Consider the following 15,243-nt stretch of genomic DNA (forward strand, 5'->3'; position numbering starts at 1 on the left):
TCAGCCCTCCACCTGGATGTTGGCCTTGCGGATCACGTCGCCGTACTTCGCAATCTCGCTCTGCATGAAAGCCGCAAAGCGCTCCGGCGTGCCCGACAGCGACGCGATGCCTCCCTTGTGGAAGGCCTCCGTCACCACCGGCCCCGCCAGCGCGCGGTTCACTTCGGCGTTCATGCGCTGCACCACGGCGTCGGGCGTGCCGGCGGGCGCCAGCAAGCCGTTCCACGAATTGGACTCGATGGACACACCCTGTTCCGCCAGTGTGGGTATGGCCGGTGCGTACTGCGAGCGCTGCGCCGTCGCCATGCCAAGCGCGACGAGCTTGCCGTTCTGGATGTGGCTGCGGAACTCGGGCCAGTTGCCGAACATCATCGTCACCTGCCCGCCGAGCAGGTCGGTGAGCGCCGGGCCCTGGCCCTTGTAGGGCACGTGCACGATGTCCAGGCCCATCTGCAGCTTGAGCATTTCGCCCGACAGATGGGCCGAGGTGCCGTTGCCGAAGGAGGCAAAGCTCAGCGTGCCGGGCTTCGCCTTGGCTGCGTTGCGCAAGTCGGCGAGCGTCTTCAGGCTGCTGGCCGGATGCGTGGCGAGCACGTGCTCCGACATGCCCATGAGAGCGACCGGGCGCAGGTCTTTCTGCGTGTCGTAGGGCAGCTTGCGGATCAGCGTCTGGTTGGCCGTGAAGCTGTTGGCCACGCAGACGAAGGTGTAGCCGTCGGGCGCGGCCTTGGCCGCAGCGTCGACGCCGATCACCGTACCCGCGCCGGGCTTGTTGTCGACGATGACGGGTTGGCCCAGCGTCTTCGACAGCTCGACGCCGACGAGGCGCGCCACGAAGTCGGTGGTGCCGCCGGGCGTGAAGGGCACGATCACGCGGATCGGCTTGTTGGGCCATGTGCCCTGTGCACGCGCCAGCAAGGGCAGGGCCGCGAATGCGGCCGCGCCTTGCAGCAGCGTGCGGCGGCGTGTGCTCACGCCACGCCCCAGTGCGGAATGTGATGCGAGCCCAGCGACACCGCCACGTTCTTCGGCTCGCAGAACACCTCGTAGCTCCAGGTGCCGCCTTCACGTCCCGTGCCCGAGGCCTTGGTGCCGCCAAAGGGCTGGCGCAGGTCTCGCACGTTCTGGCTGTTGACGAAGCACATGCCGGCTTCCACGGCGGCGGCCACGCGGTGCGCCTTGCCGATGTTCTCGGTCCACACGTAGCTGCTCAGCCCGTACTGGATGTCGTTGGCCAGGCGGATCGCATCTGCCTCGTCCTTGAACGGAATCAGGCAGGCCACTGGGCCGAAGATTTCGTCCTGCGCGATCTTCATGCGGTTGTCGACGTCGGCGAATACGGTGGGCACCACGTAGTTGCCCTTCTTCACGCGATCGGGCAGGTTGCTCGGCGCTTCGAGGCCGCCGCACAGCAGCGTTGCGCCTTCCTTCGGACCCAGCTCGATGTAGCTGCGCACCTTGGCCAGGTGGGCCTGCGAGATCATCGGGCCGACGATGGTCTTCTCGTCGAGCGGGTCGCCCACGGTGATGTGCTTGGCGCGCTCGGCGAACTTCGCCGCGAAGTCGGCGTAGATCGACTGCTGCACCAGGATGCGCGAGCCGGCCGTGCAGCGTTCGCCGTTGTTGCTGAAGATCATGAACACGGCCGCGTCGAGCGCGCGGTCGAGGTCGGCGTCCTCGAAGATCACGAAGGGGCTCTTGCCGCCCAGTTCCATGCTGAACTTCTTCAGGCCCGCGCTCTTCACGATGCGGTTGCCCGTGGCGGTGGAGCCGGTGAACGAAATGGCACGCACGTCGGGGTGCGCCACCAGCGGTTCGCCCGCTTCCTTGCCATAGCCGTGCACGAGGTTCAGCACGCCGGGCGGAATGCCGGCTTCGAGCGCCAGCTCGCCCAGGCGCGCGGTCGTCAGCGGCGAGAGCTCGCTCATCTTCAGCACTGCCGTGTTGCCGAAGGCGAGGCAGGGCGCGACCTTCCAGGTGGCCGTCATGAAGGGCACGTTCCATGGGCTGATGAGCGCGCACACGCCCACCGGATGGAACAGCGTGTAGTTCAGGTGCGTGGGCGTGGGGTAGGTGTGGCCGTCCACGCGCGTGCACATCTCGGCGAAGTAATAGAAGTTGTCGGCCGCGCGTGGAATGAGCTGCTTGCCGGTCTGCGCGATCACCTGGCCGCAGTCGTTGGTTTCGGTCTGCGCGATCTCGGGCACGTGCTTGGCGATCAGGTCGCCGAGCTTGCGGATCAGCTTCGCGCGCTCGGGCGCGGGCATGCCGGCCCACTTCGGAAAGGCTTCCTTCGCGGCAGCCACGGCCGCGTTCACTTCGGCTTCGCCGCCCGAGGCGACCTCGGCCAGCACTTCTTGCGTGGCGGGGTTGACGGTTTCGAAGTAGTCCGTGCCGGCCACGCTCTTGCCGGCGATCAGGTGATCGACTCTCATGCTTTTCCTTGAATGGTGTTCTGAAGCGCGCCGATGCGCTCGATCTCGGTGACGACGACGTCGCCCGGCTGGCAATCGACCACGCCGTCAGGCGTGCCGGTGAGGATCAGGTCGCCCGGCGACAGCGTCATGAAGCGGCTGAAGTACTCGATGAGGAAGGGTGCGTCGAAGATCATGTCGCGCGTGCTGCCTTGCTGCGTGACGGTGCCGTTGACGGTGGTGCGCAGCGCGAGCGCCATGGGGTCGGGCACGTCGGCCGCATCGACGAACCACGGGCCCAGTGGCGTGCAGGTGTCGCGGTTCTTCACGCGCAGGTTGGGGCGATACCAGTTCTCGAGGTAGTCGCGGATGGCGTAGTCGTTGGCCACCGTGTAGCCGCCGATGAAGTCATAAGCGTCGTCGCGCTTCACGTTCTTCGCGGTCTTGCCGACGACGATGGCGAGCTCGCATTCGTAGTGCATGAACTTCACGTCGGCTGGGCGGTGCGTGTGCTGGCGGTGGCCGATGAGCGTGCTCTGGCCCTTGACGAACACCAGCGGTTCTTCGGGGGCCTTGAATTCGAGTTCCTTCGCGTGGTCGGCGTAGTTGAGGCCGAGCGCGAGGATGGTGCGGGGGCGTGCAGTCGGCGCGAGCGGGGGCAGCCAGGTGAGCTGATCCTGCGGCACGATGCGGCCGTCGTCCAGGCGCACGGCAGCGTCTTGCTGGCCGTTGAATTCGTGGCTCGTGCCGGTGTGCTCGCGGCCTTCGAAGATGACGCGTGCGTGCTTCATGCGGCTTCCTTCACCAGCGTGTTGCTCAATGTCTCGAACCCCGACGCGGAGATGTCGATGCGATCGCCGGCGCGGGCCAGCGGGCGGCCGGGACCGCAGCCGAGCATCAGCACGTCGCCGTGTGCGAGCGTCATGAAGTCACCGACGTCGGCGAGCAACTGCTGCGCCGGCCGCACGAGCTGCGAGAAGTCGATGGACTGCTTCAGATCGCCGTTGATGCGCACCTCGACGCGGAAGCTCGCGGGGTCGGCAATCTCTTGCGCGTCGCGCAGCACGGGGCCGATGCCCAGGAAGCCGTCGACGCACTTGAACTTCACCGGCGGCCGGAAGAAGCTCGCATGCGGTATCGACAGGTCGTTCATCAGCACGAAGCCTTCGACGTCGCCCTCTGCGCCGATCACCATGCCGATGCTCGCGCCGATTTCCACCTCGGGCACCGCAGCCGGCACGGCGATGTCGCTGCCGTGCGGGCTCCAGGTGTTGGCCGTCTTCACGTAGAGCACGGGTGCCTTCGGCGGCGCCTTGTAGGGCGGCTGCGTCATCTGCGGCGCGAGCGCATCCACTTCGGCGCGGAAGTTCAGCAAGGTGCCGTACACCGTGCCTGTGGGCAGGAAATGGCTCATGGCGAGGGTTGCTCCAGTGCGATCAGTTCGTCGAGCAGCCCGTAGAGCTGCGTGAGCTTGGCCTTGCCGAGCGACTTCTCCATCCACTCGTAGTGCGACTCGATGCTGGTCGACAGCCGCTTCACGAGCTTCATGCCGTGCGGCGTGGCCTCGACCACGGTGCGGCGCTGGTCGGCCGGATCGCGGGCGCGGGTGATGAGGTTGTCGCGCTCCATGCGCGCGAGCACGCCGGTAAGGCTGGGGCCGAGGATGAAGGCCTCTCGTGCGACCCGGCCGGTATCGACCGCGCCGTGTTCGCCCAGCACGCGCAGTACGCGCCATTGCTGGTCGGACAGCGCGTGCTCGCGCAGGCTGGGCCGGGTGTGGGCCATCACGGCTTCGCGGGCCTGCAGCAGCAGGCGCGGCAAATTGCGGTGCGTGAATGTCGTGCTCAAGGCTTGTCTCTTCCTAAATTACTTAACATGTTAAATGATTGGCCGTTTCTTTCCAAGGCACCGGGCATCAGGGTTTGTGCGGACACCTAAACTCAAAGGATGGCCAAGGACAAAACAACTTTCGTCTGCAGCGAATGCGGCGGCACCAGCCCCAAGTGGCTCGGCAAATGCCCGAGCTGCGGCGCCTGGAACACACTCATCGAGCAGGTCGCGGGCGCGGGCAACGGGCCAGCCAACAACCGTTTCGGCACGCAGTTCGCGTCACTCGCGGGCGCGTCGGAGCTCGCGACCCTTTCCGAAATCGAGGCGACCGACATCGCGCGCACGCCCACCGGCATCGACGAGCTCGATCGCGTGCTGGGCGGCGGCATCGTCTCGGGCGGCGTCACGCTGATCGGCGGCGACCCGGGCATCGGCAAATCGACGCTGCTGCTGCAGGCGGTCGATGCGTTGCAGCGCGCGGGGCAGAACGCGCTGTACGTGACGGGCGAGGAAAGCGGCTCGCAGGTGGCGCTGCGCTCCAGGCGGCTCGGCCTCGATCACTCGCAGGTGCAGGTGCTGGCCGAGATCCAGCTTGAAAAAATCATCGCCACGCTCGACGCCACGCGCCCGGCCATCGCGGTGATCGACTCGATCCAGACGGTTTATTCAGACCAGCTCACCTCGGCCCCCGGCTCGGTGGCGCAGGTGCGCGAATGCGCGGCGCACCTCACGCGCTTTGCCAAGACCAGCGGCACGGCCGTAGTGCTGGTGGGGCATGTGACTAAAGAGGGCGCGCTTGCCGGCCCGCGTGTTCTCGAGCACATGGTCGACACGGTGCTGTACTTCGAAGGCGACACGCATTCGAGCTTTCGCCTCGTGCGCGCCATCAAGAACCGCTTCGGTGCGGTCAACGAGATCGGCGTGTTCGCCATGACCGAGCGCGGCCTGAAGGGCGTGACCAATCCGAGCGCGATCTTCCTGAGCCAGCACCCCGAGCCGGTGCCCGGCAGCGTGGTGCTGGTCACGCTCGAAGGCACACGGCCGATGCTGGTGGAGATCCAGGCGCTGGTCGACAACGGCGGGCCCAGCCCGCGCCGCCTGTCGGTGGGCCTGGACCGCGACCGCCTCGCCATGCTGCTGGCCGTGTTGCACCGCCACGCGGGCGTGGCCTGCATGGACCAGGACGTGTTCGTCAATGCGGTGGGCGGCGTGCGCATCAGCGAACCTGCGGCCGACCTGGCCGTGATGCTCGCCATTACGTCGAGCCTGCGCGGCAAGCCGCTGCCCAAGGGCTTCATCGCTTTCGGCGAAGTGGGGCTGGCCGGCGAGGTGCGACCCGCGCCGCGCGGGCAGGAGCGTTTGCGTGAAGCGGCCAAGCTCGGTTTCAGCGTGGCCGTGGTGCCCAAGGCGAATGCGCCGCGCAAGGGCACGAAAGAGATCGAAGGTTTGACGATCCACGCCGTCGAACGCATCGAAGAGGCGATGGACGTGGTCCGCCGCCTCGATTGACCGTCGGGAAAAAATGCCCGGCGCGCCTGTGACGCGCCGGGCTACCCTCCCTATCCCCCGATGTGTGTCGTGAACGCCGGTCCGCTGCTGGGTACGCATTGGCCGCTGCCCAACGTGGCCGGGTTCATCGTGTACTGGCATCCCGGGTCGCCGCCGCGGCTGCCGGTGGCGTTCGCCATGCCGGTGCCTTGCGAGCCTGCGACCCGGGTTGCCTCTCCCTGAAACTGTTCGCGGCCGTCCATGCTGCTGATCGCCGTGCCGACGAGGGTGAGACGAACGAAGGTGACGGAACGCGGGATGGTCATACGCTTTTCGGTGGCCCGGGCTTGCTGTGCCCGTGAAGCGAAATGTGCCGCGTGGCGCTCGCGTGCCATGCGCTTTTCGGGGTGAGTACCGTCCAGCGCGCCCAGGGGTAGTCAGGGCCGCTACTTCGGCGCCCGCCCCGGGGCGGCGACAATGCGCGCCATGGATTTCAAGAAACTTCTGGTGCCCGTGGGTGCCATCCTTCTCCTGGGGCTGGCCTGGCGCAGCGGCGGTTGGGGCGGTGTTGCCCTGGCCGGCGGCGCGATCGTGATGTTCTTGCTGCTGCACTTCAACCGCGCGATGCAAGTGCTCAAGCGCGCGGCCGAACGGCCGGTGGGCTATGTGGCCAGCGCCGTGATGCTCAATGCCAAGCTCAAGCCGGGCGTGACGCTGATGCACGTGATCGCGATGACGCGCGCCCTCGGCGAGCTGCGCTCGCCCAAGGACGAGCAGCCCGAGCACTACCGCTGGACCGATGGCGGCGGCTCGTATGTCGATACCGTGTTCAACGGCGGCAAGCTGCAGAGCTGGACGATGACGCGGCCCGAAACGGCGCCCGAAGACGACAGCACGCAGACCCCCGCGGCCTGATCAGCCCGCGCCCGCCTTGCGCCTTGGCTGCCGCCAAGGCGGATTCGCTTTCGCATGGTGGCGCGCCTCCTTCACGAATTCGGTGCACACGTGCGTCATGAGGTCGGCCGAGCGGTAGACCAGGAACACGTCGAAGTCCGGCAGCGCATCGGTGATCGACAGCCTTTCCAGCAGGCCGGGCTGCAGCCGCAGCGGCCCCGCGCCGTGGAAGACGAAATCCGACCACATGCTGATCAGGTCGGTCTGCGTGGCCAACTGCAGGCCCAGCAGGTTCGAGGCGCTGTGCACCATGCGCCTGGGCATCTCCAGGCCGTGCAGGCGCATCGTGCTCACCAGCGGGCTGCCGGCGTCGTCGACGGGGTCGAGCACCAGCCAGTCGGCGTCGAGCAGCGGCTGCAGCTTGCGCACGCGCCGCAGCGGATGGCCGGCACGCACCGATAAATGCATCGCCACTGAGAAAAGCGGCTCCCACTGGAGGGCGCTGGTGCCCGGCCCGTTGCAGGTGGAAACCAATCCCAGGTCGAGCCGCCCCTCGCGCAGGCCTTCGAAGATCTGCTGCGGCCGCAGCTCGAAGCCGCGCATCGCCACATTGGGAAAGCGCTGGCGAAACGAAGCCATCGCATCGGGCAGCGGCCCGCTCGACGCCACCGCGGTGAAGCCGATGTTGAGCTGCGCCTCGTCGTGCCCGCGGATCGCCTCGATGTCTTCGAGCGCATGCCGCAGTTCCTGCTCGACAAGGCTCGCGCGCTTGACCAGCGCCACGCCGTAGGGGGTGAGACTCACGCCGCGCGTGGAACGCGACATCAGCGTCACGCCGAGTTCGCGCTCCAGTTCCGAAATGGTCTTCGACAGCGCGGGCTGCGTGGTGTGCAGGCTGCGCGACGCCTCATGGATGCTGCCGTGCTGTGCCACCGCCAGCAGAACGCGCAACTGTTGCAGCTTCATCGTGGTGCCGATCTCCCGAAATAAGGCGTCCTGAGGGTTGTCCCGATGGCTTCCGGTGCCTGTTTATGACGGGGATGCCGTTTGGTTATCAGCATGAAAATATGTGATTCTTTGCCGCAGCGCTTTGCCTGAATACTCCGCCGCCAGAGGCCGATCCGGCCCCCCGCAACCTGTTCGTGGAGTGACATTAGATGAGCGAAGCCGCATTGCCCGCAAGCCCGATCCGGGGCCCTTCACCAGCCGCCGCTACCGCCGTGCAAGGCAAGGGAAGGCAGAGCCAGTTCCGCCTGATCGCCGCCTGCTCGCTGGGCAATGCGCTGGAGATGTACGACTTCACCGTCTACAGCTTCTTCGCGCTGCTGATCGGCAAGCTGTTCTTCCCCTCCGACAGCCCGTACGGCTCGCTGCTGCTGGCCGTGGCCACCTTCGGCATCGGCTTCGTGATGCGGCCGCTGGGCGGCGTGATCATCGGCAACTACGCCGACCGCAAGGGCCGCAAGGCCGCGATGACGCTGACCATCGGCCTCATGGTGCTCGGCACGCTGTGCATCGCGTTCGCGCCCAGCTATGCGTCGGCCGGCGTGTTCGGCTCGCTGATGATCGTCGCGGGCCGGCTGCTGCAGGGCTTCTCGCTGGGCGGCGAGGTGGGTGCGGCCACCTCGATGCTGATGGAGGCCGGAGGCATCAAGGGACGGGGTTTCCGCGTGAGCTGGCAGCTTGCGAGCCAGGGCGTGTCTGCGCTGCTGGGCGCGCTCACGGGCGCCGCGCTGTACGCCGCATTGCCGCAGGCGTCGCTCGAAAGCTGGGGCTGGCGCCTGCCGTTCCTGCTCGGCCTGCTGATCGCGCCGGTGGGCCTGTACATCCGCTCGCAACTGGAGGAAACGCACGTTGCCGAAAGCCACGAGTCCAGCCCCATCGGGCGGCTGATGCGCAACCACGGCGGCCTGGTGCTCAAGGGCATCCTCGCCACCACGGCGGGCACGGCGACGATGTACCTCGTGGTGTTCTTCATGCCCACCTACATGATCCGCGTGCTGCACATGCCGCCGTCGCTGTCGCTGCTGTCGGGCTGCGTCACGGGCATCACGCTGTTCGTGGTGTCGCTGGTAGCGGGGCGATTGGCTGACAGGCTGCCGAACCGCAAGCCGCTGGTGATCGGCTCGCTGCTGTTCAGTGTTGTCGCCGTCTACCCGGTGTTCTGGATCATCAGCCACTACCCGAGCGTGCCGCTGGTGCTGGCGCTGTCGGCGCTGCTGACCGCGAGCGTGAACATCGGCACCACGCCGATGTTCCTGATGTTGCTCGAGATGCTGCCGGCCGGCGTGCGCGCCAGCGGCATCTCGGTGATCTACAGCGTAGGTGTGACGGTGTTCGGCGGCTCCTCGCAGTTCATCGTCACCTGGCTGCTCGCGAAGACGGACAACCCGATGTCGCCGGCCTTCTACATGATGGTCTGCGGCGTGCTGAGCCTGTGTGCGCTGCTGAGCCTGCGCGAACGCAAGGCCGATTGATCGAAGAACTTCACCGAGAGCGAACCCTTTCACATGACCCGCGAACTCAGCCCCCAGACCACGAAGCTCCTGTCGCGCCTGCTCCCCCAGGCCGACGTCGACACGCAGGCCTTCGTCGACATCCGCCGCCAGATCCATGCCAACCCGGAGCTAGGCTTCGAGGTGAGCGCGACCAGCGAACTCGTTGCCAGCCTGCTGCGCAGCTGGGGCTACGACGTGCACACCGGCATCGGCAAGACCGGCATCGTGGCGCAGCTCAAGCTCGGCAGCGGCACGCGCCGCCTCGGCATCCGCGCCGACATGGACGCGCTGCCCATCATCGAGGCCACCGGCCTGCCGTATGCGAGCCGAAACCCGGGCCGCATGCATGCCTGCGGCCACGACGGCCACACGGCGATCCTGCTGGCCGCGGCCAAGGCGCTGGCGACGGCGCGCAACTTCGACGGCACGCTGAACCTGATCTTCCAGCCTGATGAAGAAAACCTCTGCGGCGCGCGCGCGATGATCGCGGACGGCCTGTTCGAGCGCTTCCCCTGCGATGCGGTGTACGCGCTGCACAACGCGCCGGGCGTGCCGGTGGGCACGGTGCTGGCGGTCGAAGGCCCGGTCACGCTGTCGTCCGACGTGGCCGATGTCACGATCAAGGGCGTGGGTGGACACGGTGCCATGCCGCACCGCGCGCGCGATCCCGTCGCGGCAGCTGCGGCGGTGGTGACGGCGCTGCAGACCGTGGTGGCGCGCAACGTGGCGCCTGACGACACGGCGGTGGTGTCGGTCGGCTTCATCCGTGGCGGCGCCACGCACAACGTGATTCCGCAGTCGGTGTCGCTGGGCCTGAACGTGCGCGCGGCACTGCCCGAGACGCGCGCGCTGGTCGAGCAGCGCATCCGCGAGATCGTGAGCCTCACCGCGCAGGCGCACGGCGTGGAGGCCGAGATCGACTACCGCCAGCTGGTGCCGCCGGTGATCAACACCGCGGCCGAGACGCAGCTGATGGCGCAGGTCTGCACCGAGCTGGTGGGCGAGGAGAACGTCATCACGAAAGTGCCCCGGGGCTTTGCGGGCAGCGAGGACTTCGCGTGGATGCTCGATGCGTTGCCGGGCTGCTATCTGCTGCTCGGCAACGGGGAGGGCGAGTTCGGGGGCTGCATGGTGCACAACCCCGGGTATGACTTCAACGACCAGGTGCTGCCGCTTGGAGCCGCATGCTGGGTGCGGCTGGCGCAGACCTACCTGGTCGCCTGAGCCATAGCGGCCTTAGAACGGCGCGTCTTCTTCCTCGGGCGCATCGGCAGGCACGGTCGTCGTGGGTGCGGCTGCCACAGCCGGTTTCTGCGCTTCGTCGGGCAATGCCGCCGAGAACGCCGCCTCGCCACCCAGAGCATCGAGCAGCGCCGGCACCAGCTGGCCCAGTTCGCCCGTGGCAATCGCCACGTCTGCGTCGAAGTTGTCTTCCTTCTTGCCGCCCGCGGCGCCGTCGCCCGTGCCTTCGAGGAAGGTGATCTTGCGGATCAGCATGCCGTGCGTCAGCTCGAAGGACACGCGGTCGTCCCACGTCAGCGCGAGCCGCGTCGGGCGCTTGCCGTCGGTGATGTGCTGCTTCACCTCGTCGATGTCCAGCGGGTGCTTGGCGTAGCGCACCACGGCCTTGGAGTCGTCGGAGGCCTTGAGCTCGCATTCGCGGTCGATGGTGAAGCCGGCCGGCGGCTCCTGCGTCAGCAGCCAGTTGGCCATGGCGGCTGCGGGCTCGATCTGCGTGTTGATGAGGGCCACGGCAAAGCCGTCGAGCGACTTCACGAGGCTGGTGACCACTTCATCGGCGCGTGCGGCGTTGCCGCTGTTGATCACGAGGCGGTTCTCGGCCTTGTCGATCCACACCGCCACGCGCGCACTGCGCGTGAAGGCCATGGGCAGCAGCTCCAGGGTGATGTCTTCCTTGAGCTCCTTCTTTTCCTTCTTGCCGGGCTTGCGGCCGGTGGTGGCTTCGATCTGCGCGCAGCGCTCGTCGAGCTTGCGGCGCACCACGGAGCCGGGCACGGTCTTGCTCTCGATCATGTATTCGACCAGCCATTGGCCGTCGATGGATTCGACCAACGGGCCGTTGGCTTCGCCGCGGGGCTCGACCCAGCCGGCGGACTTTTCCTGCGAGGGGCCGCAAGGCTCGAAGCGCTGCTTGCCGAGCCCTTCTTCCGCCTCGGCCAGTGTTTGGGACCAGGCAGGTTCGATGCGATAGACGATGACGTTCTTGAATACGGACACGGAAACCCTTTTTCCACTGGTTTGCACAACCGGCCATTGTCGGGCACCCCGTTCCGGCCCCGGCCGTAAAATCGAAAGCTTTTGCGACTTCCCCCCCGTCGCACCCCACCCCCACACCGCTTCCCAAACAAAGGAATCAGGAAATGAGCTCGATCCCCCCCTCGCTGGACGACCGTGACGGCAAGATCTGGATGGACGGCGAACTCGTGGACTGGCGCGACGCCAAGATCCACGTGCTGAGCCACACGCTGCACTACGGTTGCGGCGCCTTCGAGGGCGTGCGCGCCTACAAGACGGCGGACGGCGGCACGTCGATCTTCCGCCTGGCAGAGCACACCGAGCGCCTGTTCAACAGCGCCAAGATCCTGCGCATGAAGATCCCGTTCACGCCCGAACAGCTCAACGAGGCCCAGAAACAGGTGGTGCGCGAGAACAAGCTCGAAAGCTGCTACCTGCGCCCGCTGATCTGGATCGGCTCCGAAAAGCTCGGCGTGAGCCCCAAGGGCAACAAGATCCACGCCATGGTCGCGGCCTGGTCCTGGGGCGCCTACCTGGGCGAAGAGGGCATGAAGCGCGGCATTCGCGTGAAAACCTCCAGCTACACCCGCCACCACGTCAACATCACGATGACGCAGGCCAAGACGGTGAGCAACTACACCAACTCGATCCTGGCCAACATGGAAGCGCTGGACGACGGCTACGACGAGGCGCTGCTGCTCGACGCGAGCGGCTTCGTGTCGGAAGGCGCGGGCGAGAACATCTTCGTGGTCAAGGGCGGCGTGGTGTACACGCCCGACCTTTCGGCCGGCGCGCTCAACGGCATCACGCGCAACACCATCCTGCACGTGTGCAAGGACCTGGGCCTGGAACTGGTGCAAAAGCGCATCACGCGCGACGAGGTCTACATCGCCGACGAGGCCTTCTTCACCGGCACCGCTGCTGAAGTGACGCCCATCCGCGAACTCGACCGCGTCGAGATCGGCAACCGCGGCGACGGCGGCGCCCGTGGCCCGATCACCGAGAAAATCCAGTCTGCCTTCTTCGACATCGTGAACGGCAAGAACCCCAAGTACGCCCACTGGCTCACGAAAGTCTGAGAGAACCCATGTCCACCAATGCAGTCGTCGAACTCCTGGCCAAGGAGCTCAATCATCAGGGCGGCGTTTTCTGCCCCAGCCCCAAGGCCGACATGAAGCTCTGGAACAGCCACCCGAAGGTGTACCTCGACGTGGCGCGCACCGGCGAGGCCAAGTGCCCGTATTGCGGCACGGTGTACCGGCTGAAGGCCGGCGAGACGGTGTCGGCGCGGCACTGAGCCGAGCCGACGCAACCGCCCCTTTACTGCAGTTCAGGCAGCAGCCTGAGGGGCGGTTTCTTTCTTGCGCCAACGCGACGGCAGCAGGTCGCGCCACGGATCCGGGTCTTGCTTCTCCTGCGCCAGCCGCAGGTAGACCATCGCGATGAACAGCAGTGCCAGGCCGATCTGCGCGTCGCGCATGGCCGAATTCACGCTCGACGCGATCAGCGCGATCAACGTAGCTGCAAGCGCATAACGGCCCGCCATGTCGGGCCGTTTCCACGCCTGCCAGACGGCGGCGACCATGATGACCAGCAGGCTCAGCAAGGCCGGCAGCCCGCCCTGCGCGCCGACCCACAGGAAGTCGTTGTGCGGCATGTTCGAGTCGGCGAACAGCGCCGGGCCGCGCTTGTGCCACTGCTCGGTCCAGCCGCCGATGCCCCAGCCGGTGAGCGGCCGGTCGGCGATCATGAGGCCCGTGTCCTTGTACATGTAGTAGCGGATCACCCAGCTGCCCTTGAAGATGGCGCCGGCCTGCGCCTCTTCGATTTCCTGCACGCCGGTCTCGACCTTGTGCTGGAGCTGCGGCAACTGGTACAGCCCGGCTCCCAGCACCACGGCCCCCAGCACCAGTGCGCTCACCAGCATCTTCAGATGGTTGCGCCACTGGTGGATGCACACCACCGGAATCACCAGCAGTAGCGCGAGCACCGAGGTACGCGAAGTCAGCGGCAGCGCCACCACCACGCCCAGCCCGAGCAGCAGCACGAAGGCCGGAATGGCACGCAGCGGCTTGTGCGCGGCGATCTGCGCAATGCCCCACACGGCGGCGGTGGACGCCACCACACTGAACAGCAGCGCGTTGCTGATCGACTTGTTGCCCACCTCCATAACCACCGCGCGCAACGGCGACCAGACCGGAAAGCCGATGGCGTAATAGGCCATGATCAGCAGGATATTCAGCGCCGCGATCAGCAGGAAGCCGCGCAGCGCCCATATCGCTTCTTCGCGCGTGAGCGCCATCGCCATCAATATCGTGAGGCCGATGCGCACCCCGTGGAACAGGTTGGAGCCGGTTTCGGGGTAGTGCTGCCCGAAGGCCAGCACGAGGAAGGTCCAGGCCAGGTAGGCCACCACCGGCCACCACAGCGGGTTGGCGCGCAGCCGCGCGTAGCGCTCGCGCAAGCCGCCGGCCACCAGCATGGTGAGCAGCAGCAAGATGGCCGAAAGGTAGGTGACGCCGACCGGCATGAACACCACCAGCCCCCAGAACATGGCCGCGGGCCGAACGATGTGCGATCTCTGCATAGGGGCGGGATTTTAGGTTGGCATCTGGGAGCCAACCTGACCACGGCCCCGTGCGGGCGAGGGTGGCGCGGTCAGTGCCCGCGCGCTACGGCCGGCAACCGGATCACGAAGCTGGCGCCGCCGCCCGGGCGGTCTTCGCAGCGCACCGTGCCGCCGTGCCGTTCGGCGATCGACTTCACCAGCGCCAGCCCCAGGCCCACGCCGCCGTTGCGCTCGCTGGCGCCCGGCAGACGGTAGAAGGGTTCGAAGATGCGTTCGCGCAGGGCCGTGGGCACGCCGGGGCCGCGGTCGTTGACGCGCACGGTGGCATAGCCGTTGGCGCTGCCCAGCTCCACCGCGATTTCGCCGGCGCCGTATCGGCGGGCGTTTTCCAGCAGGTTGCGGATCGCGCGGCGCAGCAGGCGCGACACGCCCGGCACGGTGAGCGTGGCGTTGTCGGTGCCTTCGGCCAGGTCGAGCTCGGCATTTACCTGCGAGCACTCTTCGGCCGCCAGGCCGGTCAGGTCCACGGCCTCGATGGTGCCCATGTCTGCCTCGCTGGCGTCGAGCCGGCTGGCCAGCAGGATTTCGTCGATGAGCTGGTCGAGCTCGCCGATGTTGCGCGAAATTTCCTCGCGAGCGGCCGGGCTCGGGCGCTCGCCCATCAGCTCCAGGCCCATGCGGATGCGTGTGAGCGGCGAACGCAGCTCGTGCGAGGCGTTGGCCAGCAGCGATTTGTGCGAACGCACCAGTTGCTCGATGCGTTCTGCCGACGCGTTGAATCGTTTTGAGAGATCAGCCACTTCGTCCTGCCCTTCTTCGGTCACCCGCACCGAGAGATCGCCCTCGCCCCATCGCTGCACGCCGCGCTGCAGCGATTCCAGCCGCTGCGTGATGCGCCGAACGATCGGGTACACGCCTAATGCCACCGCCACGCCCACCAGCGCGATCATCCAGCCCAGCCCGAAGGGCGTGCGCCACGGCGCGAAGCCGCCGGAGCCGGTGGGTCGCTCGCGTGGCGCCACGCGCAGCGTGATGGCCTTGCCGTCGCTGAGCGTCACGTCGAACTCCAGGCCCTGGCCCGGTACGCGCAGGGCGGTGCCCGCGCCGATCGGCTTGTCCTGTGCGTCCAGCACGACCACGTTGCGCGGCACCGGTGCCAGGCGCTCGCGCTCGGCCTCCGCCGCTTCGCGCACGATCCAGTTGGCCATCAGCGTGAGGATGACGACGCCGCCCACCACCGCGAGCCAGATGCGGACGTAGAGGTGGCGTGAGTAGAGGCTGCGCAGCATCGGCA

Annotated in this window: 16 protein-coding genes; 6 read left to right on the forward strand and 10 right to left on the reverse strand. The window is 67.1% G+C overall.

The genetic code is table 11. The features are described from left to right. Genes ACN9MV_RS01510 through hpaR form a run of 5 tightly spaced genes read right to left on the reverse strand, consistent with a single transcriptional unit; the run spans position 1 to position 4,262 of the window. On the reverse strand, positions 1–975 hold the full coding sequence (locus tag ACN9MV_RS01510; RefSeq protein ID WP_426391094.1) for a tripartite tricarboxylate transporter substrate binding protein: 975 nt from the start codon (positions 973–975) through the stop codon (positions 1–3). After that, positions 972–2,435: a 5-carboxymethyl-2-hydroxymuconate semialdehyde dehydrogenase gene (gene hpaE / locus ACN9MV_RS01515; protein ID WP_426391095.1), complete on the reverse strand. Its 1,464-nt coding sequence runs from the start codon at positions 2,433–2,435 to the stop codon at positions 972–974. Before hpaE ends, ACN9MV_RS01510 begins: the two co-directional genes overlap by 4 nt. Further along, positions 2,432–3,205: a fumarylacetoacetate hydrolase family protein gene (locus ACN9MV_RS01520; RefSeq protein WP_093053335.1), complete on the reverse strand. Its 774-nt coding sequence runs from the start codon at positions 3,203–3,205 to the stop codon at positions 2,432–2,434. Before ACN9MV_RS01520 ends, hpaE begins: the two co-directional genes overlap by 4 nt. Further along, positions 3,202–3,828, reverse strand: coding sequence for a fumarylacetoacetate hydrolase family protein (locus tag ACN9MV_RS01525; RefSeq protein ID WP_426391096.1), 627 nt, complete (start codon positions 3,826–3,828; stop codon positions 3,202–3,204). The genes ACN9MV_RS01520 and ACN9MV_RS01525 overlap by 4 nt, the downstream gene beginning before the upstream one ends. Beyond that, positions 3,825–4,262: a homoprotocatechuate degradation operon regulator HpaR gene (gene hpaR, locus ACN9MV_RS01530; protein ID WP_093053341.1), complete on the reverse strand. Its 438-nt coding sequence runs from the start codon at positions 4,260–4,262 to the stop codon at positions 3,825–3,827. Before hpaR ends, ACN9MV_RS01525 begins: the two co-directional genes overlap by 4 nt. Positions 4,263–4,361: 99 nt before the next feature. On the opposite strand from hpaR, the gene radA reads away from it, so the two are divergent. Further along, positions 4,362–5,753 (forward strand): DNA repair protein RadA, encoded by a 1,392-nt coding sequence (radA, locus tag ACN9MV_RS01535; RefSeq protein ID WP_093053344.1) that lies wholly within the window; start codon positions 4,362–4,364, stop codon positions 5,751–5,753. A gap of 50 nt (positions 5,754–5,803) precedes the next feature. Here the strand turns inward: radA and ACN9MV_RS01540 are convergent, their stop codons facing one another. After that, the gene (locus ACN9MV_RS01540) at positions 5,804–6,127 is read right to left on the reverse strand and encodes a hypothetical protein (protein ID WP_426391098.1); all 324 of its coding nucleotides are present in this window, start codon (positions 6,125–6,127) and stop codon (positions 5,804–5,806) included. An 82-nt stretch (positions 6,128–6,209) separates the two neighbouring features. Between ACN9MV_RS01540 and ACN9MV_RS01545 the strand changes: the two genes are divergently transcribed. After that, complete coding sequence (locus tag ACN9MV_RS01545; RefSeq protein ID WP_093053349.1) at positions 6,210–6,647, forward strand: glycerate kinase; 438 nt, start codon at positions 6,210–6,212, stop codon at positions 6,645–6,647. On the opposite strand, the gene ACN9MV_RS01550 is transcribed toward ACN9MV_RS01545, so the two are convergent. Further along, a complete protein-coding gene (locus tag ACN9MV_RS01550) occupies positions 6,648–7,592 on the reverse strand; it encodes a LysR family transcriptional regulator (RefSeq protein ID WP_426391100.1) in 945 nt (314 codons plus the stop codon). A gap of 191 nt (positions 7,593–7,783) precedes the next feature. On the opposite strand from ACN9MV_RS01550, the gene ACN9MV_RS01555 reads away from it, so the two are divergent. After that, entirely contained in the window at positions 7,784–9,103 is a 1,320-nt protein-coding gene (locus tag ACN9MV_RS01555; protein WP_093053355.1) for an MFS transporter, read from the forward strand. A gap of 33 nt (positions 9,104–9,136) precedes the next feature. After that, positions 9,137–10,348, forward strand: a complete 1,212-nt coding sequence (locus ACN9MV_RS01560) for a M20 aminoacylase family protein (protein ID WP_426391101.1) — start codon at positions 9,137–9,139, stop codon at positions 10,346–10,348. A 12-nt stretch (positions 10,349–10,360) separates the two neighbouring features. On the opposite strand, the gene ACN9MV_RS01565 is transcribed toward ACN9MV_RS01560, so the two are convergent. Then, positions 10,361–11,362, reverse strand: coding sequence for a recombination-associated protein RdgC (locus tag ACN9MV_RS01565; protein WP_093053361.1), 1,002 nt, complete (start codon positions 11,360–11,362; stop codon positions 10,361–10,363). Between the two features lie 143 nt (positions 11,363–11,505). On the opposite strand from ACN9MV_RS01565, the gene ACN9MV_RS01570 reads away from it, so the two are divergent. Further along, on the forward strand, positions 11,506–12,459 hold the full coding sequence (locus ACN9MV_RS01570) for a branched-chain amino acid transaminase (protein ID WP_093053364.1): 954 nt from the start codon (positions 11,506–11,508) through the stop codon (positions 12,457–12,459). An 8-nt stretch (positions 12,460–12,467) separates the two neighbouring features. Then, the gene (locus ACN9MV_RS01575) at positions 12,468–12,677 is read left to right on the forward strand and encodes a zinc-finger domain-containing protein (protein WP_081270012.1); all 210 of its coding nucleotides are present in this window, start codon (positions 12,468–12,470) and stop codon (positions 12,675–12,677) included. A gap of 33 nt (positions 12,678–12,710) precedes the next feature. Here ACN9MV_RS01575 and ACN9MV_RS01580 read toward each other — a convergent pair whose 3' ends face one another. Both ACN9MV_RS01580 and ACN9MV_RS01585 read right to left on the reverse strand, forming a co-directional pair. Next, the gene (locus ACN9MV_RS01580; protein WP_426391102.1) at positions 12,711–13,967 is read right to left on the reverse strand and encodes an O-antigen ligase family protein; all 1,257 of its coding nucleotides are present in this window, start codon (positions 13,965–13,967) and stop codon (positions 12,711–12,713) included. Positions 13,968–14,038: 71 nt separating this feature from the next. Next, positions 14,039–15,238 (reverse strand): ATP-binding protein, encoded by a 1,200-nt coding sequence (locus tag ACN9MV_RS01585; protein WP_093053369.1) that lies wholly within the window; start codon positions 15,236–15,238, stop codon positions 14,039–14,041. Between the last annotated feature and the right edge of the window lie 5 nt (positions 15,239–15,243).

The organism is Variovorax sp. R-27 (assembly GCF_049913215.1).
GTDB lineage: Bacteria > Pseudomonadota > Gammaproteobacteria > Burkholderiales > Burkholderiaceae_C > Variovorax.

Excerpts from the sequence above, each read along its gene's own strand:
- ACN9MV_RS01575 (WP_081270012.1), top strand. The coding sequence starts at position 12,468 with ATGTCCACCAATGCAGTCGTCGAACTCCTGGCCAAGGAGCTCAATCAT.
- ACN9MV_RS01570 (WP_093053364.1), top strand. The coding sequence starts at position 11,506 with ATGAGCTCGATCCCCCCCTCGCTGGACGACCGTGACGGCAAGATCTGG.
- radA (WP_093053344.1), top strand. The coding sequence starts at position 4,362 with ATGGCCAAGGACAAAACAACTTTCGTCTGCAGCGAATGCGGCGGCACC.
- ACN9MV_RS01580 (WP_426391102.1), bottom strand. The coding sequence starts at position 13,967 with ATGCAGAGATCGCACATCGTTCGGCCCGCGGCCATGTTCTGGGGGCTG.
- ACN9MV_RS01550 (WP_426391100.1), bottom strand. The coding sequence starts at position 7,592 with ATGAAGCTGCAACAGTTGCGCGTTCTGCTGGCGGTGGCACAGCACGGC.
- hpaE (WP_426391095.1), bottom strand. The coding sequence starts at position 2,435 with ATGAGAGTCGATCACCTGATCGCCGGCAAGAGCGTGGCCGGCACGGAC.
- ACN9MV_RS01585 (WP_093053369.1), bottom strand. The coding sequence starts at position 15,238 with ATGCTGCGCAGCCTCTACTCACGCCACCTCTACGTCCGCATCTGGCTC.
- ACN9MV_RS01540 (WP_426391098.1), bottom strand. The coding sequence starts at position 6,127 with ATGGCACGCGAGCGCCACGCGGCACATTTCGCTTCACGGGCACAGCAA.
- ACN9MV_RS01560 (WP_426391101.1), top strand. The coding sequence starts at position 9,137 with ATGACCCGCGAACTCAGCCCCCAGACCACGAAGCTCCTGTCGCGCCTG.
- ACN9MV_RS01520 (WP_093053335.1), bottom strand. The coding sequence starts at position 3,205 with ATGAAGCACGCACGCGTCATCTTCGAAGGCCGCGAGCACACCGGCACG.
- ACN9MV_RS01525 (WP_426391096.1), bottom strand. The coding sequence starts at position 3,828 with ATGAGCCATTTCCTGCCCACAGGCACGGTGTACGGCACCTTGCTGAAC.
- ACN9MV_RS01555 (WP_093053355.1), top strand. The coding sequence starts at position 7,784 with ATGAGCGAAGCCGCATTGCCCGCAAGCCCGATCCGGGGCCCTTCACCA.
- ACN9MV_RS01545 (WP_093053349.1), top strand. The coding sequence starts at position 6,210 with ATGCGCGCCATGGATTTCAAGAAACTTCTGGTGCCCGTGGGTGCCATC.